3 protein-coding genes are annotated in these 4,348 nt (G+C 74.9%); 1 reads left to right on the top strand and 2 read right to left on the bottom strand.

The window, feature by feature from the left end; all coding sequences use genetic code 11:
- Positions 1-678, bottom strand: a 678-nt coding sequence (locus tag ACWGH4_RS32080; protein ID WP_453467063.1) for an anthrone oxygenase family protein, incomplete at its 3' end; no start/stop codon positions are given.
- Between the two features lie 278 nt (positions 679-956).
- Between ACWGH4_RS32080 and ACWGH4_RS32075 the strand changes: the two genes are divergently transcribed.
- The gene (locus tag ACWGH4_RS32075; protein ID WP_453467061.1) at positions 957-2,435 is read left to right on the top strand and encodes an MFS transporter; all 1,479 of its coding nucleotides are present in this window, start codon (positions 957-959) and stop codon (positions 2,433-2,435) included.
- Here ACWGH4_RS32075 and ACWGH4_RS32070 read toward each other — a convergent pair.
- Complete coding sequence (locus tag ACWGH4_RS32070) at positions 2,428-3,879, bottom strand: multicopper oxidase family protein (RefSeq protein WP_453467059.1); 1,452 nt, start codon at positions 3,877-3,879, stop codon at positions 2,428-2,430. The genes ACWGH4_RS32075 and ACWGH4_RS32070 overlap by 8 nt on opposite strands.
- Positions 3,880-4,348 lie beyond the last annotated feature (469 nt).

The following is a 4,348-nucleotide window of genomic DNA, read 5'->3' as shown; positions in this document are numbered from 1 at the left end:
CAGCGGGCACTGCCGCGCGGGCGGCGGGACCCGGCGGCGGCCGCGGCCGCCGTGCAGGGCGGCGTTCCGGGGCAGCGGGGCGGTGGGGGCCGGGGCGCCGGCGGTGGCGCGGCCGTGGAGTTTCAGGCAGTGGGCCAGGCAGCCCAGCGCGGAGACGCACAGCAGGGTCCGCATGATGTTGGTGGTCTCCCAGATGCCCTTGAACTTGTCGACGAGGGCGAAGTCGGTGGCCTTCGCCGGGTCGCCGAGCTGCGCGAGTTCCATGTTCAGGGGGATGTTGACGGAGAACGTGATGAGCAGCGCCACCAGGTAGAGGGACGCGGCGATCGCGGCCCACAGGGCCGGTGAGCGGTGGCCGCGGCGGAAGTCGAGGACGGCGGCGGTGGTGGTGGCGATGAACGCGCCGATGAACACGAGCGCGAACAGGCCGCTGTTGTCGATGAGTTGGTTGAAGTTCTGCATCGCCTCGACGTAGACGCGGTCGTCGGTCCGGGCGAGGCCCGGCATGATCGACACGTCGAAGGTGAAGAACAGGCCTGCCATCAGGCCCATGGTGACGGTCGAGGTCACCAGCAGCGGGCCGGTCGTCCTGCTCGGCCGGCGGGCCGGGCGCGGGGGCGGCGGCGCGGGCGCGTACGGATTCGCGGGGCCGTACGGGTGGTACGGGTTGGCAGCCATGGGGTCCTCACTCGGTCGATTGCGAGGCTCGCGGCAGGTGTCGGGCGACGCGCACACGGGCGTCGGGAGCCTAGGCGCGGGCCCGGCGGCCGGCCAGGGCGGTCCGAGCGGATCTGGACGGGGGCTCGAGCCGGCACCGGCCGGCTGGTGGGCGGCGGCCGGTGGCGCCGCGTGCGGCGGGGCGCCGGGGCGAGTGGGTGTCGACGGTTTCTCGAGCGGTCCCTGAGAGCGTGCCGGGGGCGCTGTCCGCGCCGGGAAGCATCTCGAGGAGGCCGACCTTGACCGCGCAGCTCTCCGACCAGACCGTGCCGGCCGCCCCGGCGGGGCTCCGGCCCACGACCGCGTCCGGGTCCGGGTCCATGTCCGCGCTCAAGCCCACGCCCGCGTCCGGGCCCGGTGCGGGCGGGGGTGCGGGAACGAAGCGGCGGGCGGCCGGCGCGCTCGCGGTGATCGCCGGCTGCAACGCGATGATCCAGCTGGACGATCCGATCGTGAACATCGCGCTGCCGGGGATGCGGGCCGACCTGGGTCTGTCGGCCGTCGGCGCGTCGTGGGTGCTGACCGCCTATCTGCTGGCGTTCGGCGGGCTGCTGCTGCTCGGCGGGCGGCTGGGTGATCTGCTGGGCCGGCGGCGGGTGTTCATGGCCGGGGTGGGGCTGTTCACGGCCGCCGCGGCGCTGCGGGGCGCGGCCTCGGCGGGCGAGATGCTGATCGCGGGGCGGGCGGTGCCGGGCGTGGGTGCGGCGCTGGCCGCGCCCAGCGGGCTCGCGCTGCTGCTGAGCATGTTCCCCCAGGGGCCCGCGCGGACGCGGGCGATCGCGGTGTGCACGGCGGCCGGGGCGCTGAGCACAGCCGGCGGGCTGCTGCTGGCCGGTGCGCTGACCTCGCTCGGCTCGTGGCGGTGGGTGGTGTATCTGGATGTGCCGGTGGGGGTGGCGATCGTGGTGGCGGCGCCGTTCGTGCTCGCCGAGACGCCGCGGGTGAGGGGCCGCCTCGACGCGGCGGGGGCGCTGCTGTCGGCGCTGGGCGCGGCGGCGCTGGTGTTCGGGCTGGCGCGGGCGGCCGAGCGGCCATGGGGCGACATGAGCGTGGCGGGCAGTGTGCTGGCGGGGGTCGTGGGGCTGGTGCTGTTCGCGGTGGTCGAACGGCGGGCCCGGCAGCCGCTGGTGGCGCCGTCGCTGTTCGCCGACCGGGACCGGCTGCTGGCGTACGGGGCGACGCTCGCGGTGCCGGGCGCGGTGATCGGCACGTACTTCTTCCTCAACCAGTTCTTCCAGGCGGGGCGGGGCTGGTCGGCGCTGGTGGCGGCGTGTGCGCTGCTGCCGCTGCCGGTGACGACGGCGCTCGCCGCGGCCGGTGGTGAGCGGCTGCTGCGGCGGCTGGGGGCGCGGCGGATGCTGGCGGTGGGTGCGGGGCTGCTGGTGTGCGGGAACGGGTGGCTGGCACTGTCGGCGACGGGCCCCTACCCGCTGGTGCTGCCGGCGCTGGTGCTGCTGGGGGCGGGGATGGCGTGCGGGGTGCTGCCGTTGACGGTGCTGGCGACGTCGTCGCTGGCGCCGGGCGGGGCGGGGGCGGCGTCCGGGGTGCTGAACGCGGTGCAGAGCGTGGGGGGTTCGGTGGGGCTCGCGACGCTGGTGACGGTGGCGTCGCACGGCGGCGGGGCGGCGGCCGGGTTCGTCGCGGGCGCCGCTTTCGCCGCGGTGGCGCTGGTGGCCGCCGCCGGGTTGCGGGGGCGGCCGGCGGCCGGCGTCAGCTGATGCGCAGCTGGGCCATCATGCCCATCGCGGAGTGGTCGAGCAGGTGGCAGTGGTAGACGTAGGTGCCGCGGTAGGTGTCGAAGGTGGCGTGCAGGCGGACGGTTTCGCCGGGCAGCAGCCGCACGGTGTCCTTGAGGCCCGACTCGGAGGGGCCGGGGGCCTGGCCGTTGCGGGCGAGGACCCTGAACTGCACCAGGTGCAGGTGGAAGTTGTGCGGGACCAGGGTGTTGGGGTTGGTGACGGTCCAGATCTCGCTCGCGCCGTGGCGGATGCGGGTGTCGATGCGGTCGTGGTCGAAGACCTGGCCGTTGATGAGGCCCTGGGCGGTCGGGGCGCCGCTCTCGTCGTTCATGCGCAGTTCGAAGGAGCGTTCGGCGGTCGCGGTGGGCAGCGGCGGCAGGGTGCGCAGCACGGCCGGGACGCGGCTGGGGTCGGATGCGGTGCGCACGACGTCGAACCGCAGGACCTGGCCGACCTGTTCGGGGCTGCCTGGGCCGAGGGTGTTCTCGAGGACGAGCCGGGTGCCGACGGGGTAGCGGGAGAAGTCGATGACGATGTCGGCGCGTTCGGCGGGTGAGAGCCACAGGGAGTCGAGGGTGGCGGGGGCGGGCAGCAGGCCGCCGTCGGAGCCGATCTGGGTGAAGGGGCCGCCGTCGGCGAGGCGCAGGTGGAAGAAGCGCAGGTTGGAGGAGTTCAGCAGCCGGAAGCGGTACTTGCGGGCGGCGACCTGGAGGTAGGGGTAGGGCTTGCCGTTGGCGAGGAGGGTGGTGCGGCCGAGGGCGTCGTCCATCTCGTAGACGAGGCGGCCGCGTTCGTCGAGGCGGGCGTCGCGCAGGGCGATGGGGATGTCGTAGGAGCCGGCGGGCAGCGGCAGTGCCTGTTCGGTGTCGTCGGTGAGCAGGTAGGAGCCGGACAGGCCGCGGTAGACGTGTTCGGACTCGTGGTGGTGGGCGTGGTCGTGGTACCAGAGCGGGGCGTGCGGCTGCCGGTTGGGGTAGGTGTAGGTGCGGGTCGTGCCGGGGGCGAAGGTGTCCATGGGGGCGCCGTCGTCGGCGGGCGGGACGGAGGCGCCGTGCAGGTGGACGGAGGCGGGGTTCTCCAGGGCGTTGCGGTGGTGGACGACGACGGGGCGGCCGGATCTGGCCTTGATGGTGGGGCCCGGGAAGTGGCCGTTGTAGGTGAGGACCTCGGTGCTGATGCCGGGGAGTATCTCGGTGCGGGCGCGGCGCAGGGTGAGGGCGTAGGTGTCCTTGCCGCCGGCGGTGGACAGCGGGGTGAGGACGGGCGGTACGGGCAGCGCGGTGGCGAACAGCGGGGCGCTCGCGGTGCGGGTGCCGGCCTGGGCGCTGCGGGCCTGGAGCAGCGGGGTGAGAGCGGCTGCGGTGAGCAGTGAGGTTCCGGTGGTGGCGAGCGCTGCGCCGAGCACACGGCGTCTGGTGACCATGGGGTTCTCCCTTGAGGGCAGGGGCTGGGCGGGCTGAGTGCAGCACGGGCGGCTCGCACGGCACTCGGGCAGGCCCGCGCCAAGTGGGGTCCGGGGGCAGGGCGTTCCGGCGCCCGGGGCCGTGGGGGTCCCGCGGGGCAGCGCGGGCTGGGGTGTGCGCGGCCTCGGGGGCGGGTGGCGGCCGGGCCGGCGGGGCTCGCGTTGCGGGGGCGTTGCGCCGCTGTCCGTATACCTGGTGCGTCGGTCGTGCCGCCCCGGGAGGACGTTGTCGTGGATCTTCGCTACTGGCTTCCGCGTGCGGTGGACGTCTTCGAGCGGTTCGGGGAGCGGTTCGGCCCGTTCACCGCCCTTGAGCCTCCCCAGGGGCACGGGCGCAACGGCGGACACAGGGCAGGTGGCGCACGAGGACAGGCAGCACAGGCAGTACAGGCAAGCCGCTGAAGCGGAGTCACCCGCCACCGGTGACAGA

It is taken from the genome of Streptomyces sp. NPDC054847 (genome assembly GCF_053610925.1).
The sequence above is the reverse complement of the archived record's forward strand: the minus strand, read 5'-3'. Positions and strand labels throughout refer to the sequence as shown.

What these genes read in the sequence shown, in the direction of transcription:
- ACWGH4_RS32070 (WP_453467059.1), bottom strand. Translation starts at nt 3,879, where the DNA reads ATGGTCACCAGACGCCGTGTGCTCGGCGCAGCGCTCGCCACCACCGGA.